Source organism: Rhodococcus sp. NPDC057014 (assembly GCF_042673295.1).
GTDB lineage: Bacteria > Actinomycetota > Actinomycetes > Mycobacteriales > Mycobacteriaceae > Rhodococcus_F.
In genome coordinates, this window is sequence record NZ_JBHUSF010000250.1 from 9,866 (window position 1) to 13,484 (window position 3,619).

At 65.3% G+C, this 3,619-nt stretch carries 2 protein-coding genes and 2 pseudogenes; 3 read left to right on the forward strand and 1 reads right to left on the reverse strand.

Annotation, left to right across the window (positions count from 1 at the left end; all coding sequences use genetic code 11):
* Positions 1 to 362 (forward strand): annotated as a pseudogene (locus ACFTZB_RS33670) (cytosine permease); the annotation flags it as partial.
* A 22-nt stretch (positions 363 to 384) separates the two neighbouring features.
* Complete coding sequence (locus ACFTZB_RS33675; protein ID WP_378438348.1) at positions 385 to 1,311, forward strand: polysaccharide deacetylase; 927 nt, start codon at positions 385 to 387, stop codon at positions 1,309 to 1,311.
* Positions 1,312 to 1,317: 6 nt separating this feature from the next.
* Here the strand turns inward: ACFTZB_RS33675 and ACFTZB_RS33680 are convergent, their stop codons facing one another.
* Positions 1,318 to 3,105: a TerD family protein gene (locus ACFTZB_RS33680; protein ID WP_378438352.1), complete on the reverse strand. Its 1,788-nt coding sequence runs from the start codon at positions 3,103 to 3,105 to the stop codon at positions 1,318 to 1,320.
* A gap of 302 nt (positions 3,106 to 3,407) precedes the next feature.
* Between ACFTZB_RS33680 and ACFTZB_RS33685 the strand changes: the two are divergent.
* Positions 3,408 to 3,619: pseudogene (locus ACFTZB_RS33685) on the forward strand (calcium-binding protein); the annotation flags it as partial.

Sequence of the window (3,619 nt, forward strand, 5' to 3'; positions counted from 1 at the left end):
GGGCAGGCATCATGCTCGTCCACTACTTCCGGGTCGAGAAACGACAGATCGACGCCCGCCGGCTCTTCGACCCGATCGGATCTCGCCGACTGCCCGACGTCAACTGGACCACGATGGGATGCTTCGTCGCCGGGATCGCCGCGACGTGGCTGTTCATGTACGGCGCCACGAGCCTCACACAGGGCTTCGCGGCACGCGCCCTCGGCGGGCTCGACCTGTCCTGGCTGGCAGGTGGCGGAGTCGCCGCCACCCTCTATTCAGTCCTCGGCCCCCGCGCGCACCGCCCCTACCGCATCACCGGTCAATCCCCGACACGATCGGCCGCGACCACCGACTCCCCCGATGTCCTCACCGGCAACTGACCCCCTAACACCAGGAGCACTCGTGAACAACGACTTCACATGGCCGCAGGGCCACACCGCAGCCGCCGCCTTCACCTTCGACGTCGATGCCGAATCCTGCGTCCTCGCCCACGATCCCACCTCGGCGAACCGAATGTCGCTGATGAGCCACCAGTCCTACGGCCCTCGCGTCGGAGTCCCCCGCATTCTGCGACTGCTCGAGCGCCAGGGCGTGCGCGCGACATTCTTCGTGCCGGGATTCACCGCCGAGTGCTACCCCGACACGGTTCGCGCCATCATCGACGGCGGCCACGAGATCGGGCACCACGGATATCTGCACGAACCCATGAAAGGCCTCGACGCCGCCACCGAGGCGCGCTACCTCGACCGAGGGCTCGACGCGCTCGAAGAGGTCGCAGGCATCCGTCTCGTCGGCTATCGCGCACCCTGGTGGGAAATGAACTGGCACACACCCGAACTCCTCGCCGAACGAGGTTTCGTCTACGACTCCAGCCTGCTCGACGGCGACGCACCCTACCTGATGGCGACCAGCCCGGAATCGGGGCGAACCCTGATCGAGATTCCCGTCGACTGGGCACTCGACGACTGGGAACAGTACGCGTTCTACCCGGGTGTCACCGGCAGCGGCGTCATCGAAAGTCCCGCCAAGGTCCTCGAGATGTGGACCCTGGAGGCGGAGGCCCAGCACACCGACGGTGGGTGCTTCGTCCTCACGAACCACCCGTTCATCTCCGGACGGCCCTCCAAAGCAGCAGCACTCGAACGACTCGTCGAGAACGTCACGGCAATGGCCGGAATGTGGGTGACCACCCTCGGCGAGATCGCCGCACACGCCCAGCGCGTCTGCACCGAACCCTTCACCCACACCCGATTCGAGATCCCCACCTTCCCCGACGTGCAAATCCGGCGGACTCCCCCGGCACCTGTCGAGGTCCGTTCCGATCGGTGAGGATCCTCAGTCGTCGACTGTCACCCCGTACTCGGTGGCGAGCGTGGCGAGATCGTATTCGTACCCCTGACCCACCGCTCGGAGGCGCCACCGCCCGGCGCGTCGGTAGATCTCGGCGAAATGCATCGTCCGTTCGGTCGTGCCGGCGTCCAGCACGAATGATGCGATTGTGCGGTCGGGAGCGTCCACTGTCACCGAGATCGGACCGAGTTCGCCGAAGGTGCGATCGCCGCCGATCGCCGCGGATACGGACACGCACTGGTAGTCGGAGTGCAGGGCAGCCAGGTCGATCCGCACGCCTTGCTCGCTGCTGCCGTCGCAGGATAATTCCACAGTGCCGTCCGAACTCGTCGGCGAGTTGTAGAAGAGGAAGTCCTCGTCGCAACCGACCCGGCCGTCGTCGCCGAGAAGAAGCGCAACCACATCCACGTCGAACGCGTCGTCCTCGGTGTGGGCGCGCCACGACGCGTTGACCGTCAACGACGTCGCCTGCGGCGGCAGGTCGATCACCTCTCCGCGAGCAAGCAACGGCGCAACCCATTGCGGTCGGATCGGTTCGAGGGACGCCACCGCCTCGACTGACGGCACCTGTTGGCGTGGTGCCGCCGGGTCGAGCGCGGTGTTCACATCGGTGGCGGTGAGCAGCGGCAGCTGACGTGCCGAGACTCGGTCCATGCGGGGATCGAGTTCGCCACCGTCGAGAAGGAGGACGTCGGTAACTCCTGCGGAGAGATTGACCGACGGCTTGGCACCCAGTTGCACGATGCGGGAGCGCATCAGCACGGAGTCCGAATGCGAGCCACCGACGATGAGCACCCTCCTTCCGTGCCAAGGCTTCTTGGCGGCGACGCCTGTCGCAGATCGAGACTGCTGAACTTCGGACGGTGTCGCGGCCACCTTCGGCTCACCCGGTGTCACGTGCTGCAACATCTCGTCGAGCTGCCGCTCGGTCAGGACAGGAATCCCGTCCGCCAGCGCGCGACGTACCTTTGCACTCGACGAGTGCGGATCGTTGCAGACGACGACGCTCGTCTGACGGCTGATCGAATTCATGACGTCGAGGCCGGCGGCGGTCAGACGTGCGGCGAGCGCGAGGCGGGGTACATCCGTGCTGCCACTGATGACCAGTTTCATGCCCTGGACCAGTCCGGCCCCGAGATCGAGCCGACCCGGGTTCCGCCACGGAGTCTCCACCCGCGGAACCCGATCCGGATACACCGCCCGACGGTCGGCGCAGCCGACAACGGGCAGAGGAAGCCGGAGGGACTCGGCCAGCGAGGCGCTGTGTGCGAAGACCTCAGTCAGCACGAGGGCGTCGTCGTAGGCGTCGTGAGCCCGGTTCTGACGAACCTTCCAGTGGGCGGCCAGAGTGGACAACTTGTGGTTGGGGACGTCGATCTCGAGACGGCGCGACAGGGCAAGGGTGCAGAGCCTCTGCCGCGTCGGCATATTCATCCCCGCTCGCCGTATCTCGGCGTCGAGGAAGCCGTAGTCGAACGACGCGTTGTGTGCAACCAGCGTCCGACCGTCGAGAAGCTCCAGCAGATCTTTCGCGACCTCTTCGAAGCGAGGTGCCCCGGCTAGTCGCTGTGGCGTGAGATTGTGGATATGGACCGGCCCCGGGTCGCAGCCCGGGTTGAGCAGAGTCACCAATTCTCGCTCTACCGAACCGTCTTCACGCAGGGCCAACGCCGCGACGCTGAGCACTCTGTGCGTGGACGAACGAAGACCGGAGGTCTCGACGTCCACGACAACCCAGCGGTGCCCTGTCGGCAATCGCACCGGCCGGGTCATGGTCGAGGAGGCAGATGACAGCACAGAGCGACTATAGTGCGCGTTTCTCACCGTTCTGATCGACGACACGGAAATCTGCGGCACATAATCGTACTCACCTGAATTTCTCGGTAGTTTTCTGTTCAAGTACAGGTCGAGGGTTGTGTCATTCGAATGAATGACACAGAGGTGCATTGCACCTCAACGACTTTCGCAGCTCGCTATGCGTTGGCTACTATTCCCGCTACACCGAATGGATTGGCCGTCGCGGCATTTCTCGACCATTCCGTGACAGCCCTGCCCCACCCCTGAACGAGGTAAATATGAAGGCTCGACGGCTAGTTCTCGGCATCCTCGGCTGTGCCGCCATCTCGATGGCGGCCGCACCGTCCGCGCAGGCGGCGACGATCTTCGATTTCCTTCCCCCGGAGATCGCGTCCCTGATTCCGAGCGGCTCGGCCGACGCCGTGAACCCGCTCCTGCCGCCCGCACCCGCCGCTCCGGCAGCACCCGCTCCCGCACCGCAGGTCGCACC

Bases quoted from the DNA above. Each gene is read 5' to 3' on its own strand.
- ACFTZB_RS33680 (WP_378438352.1), bottom strand. From the start codon at position 3,105: ATGACCCGGCCGGTGCGATTGCCGACAGGGCACCGCTGGGTTGTCGTG.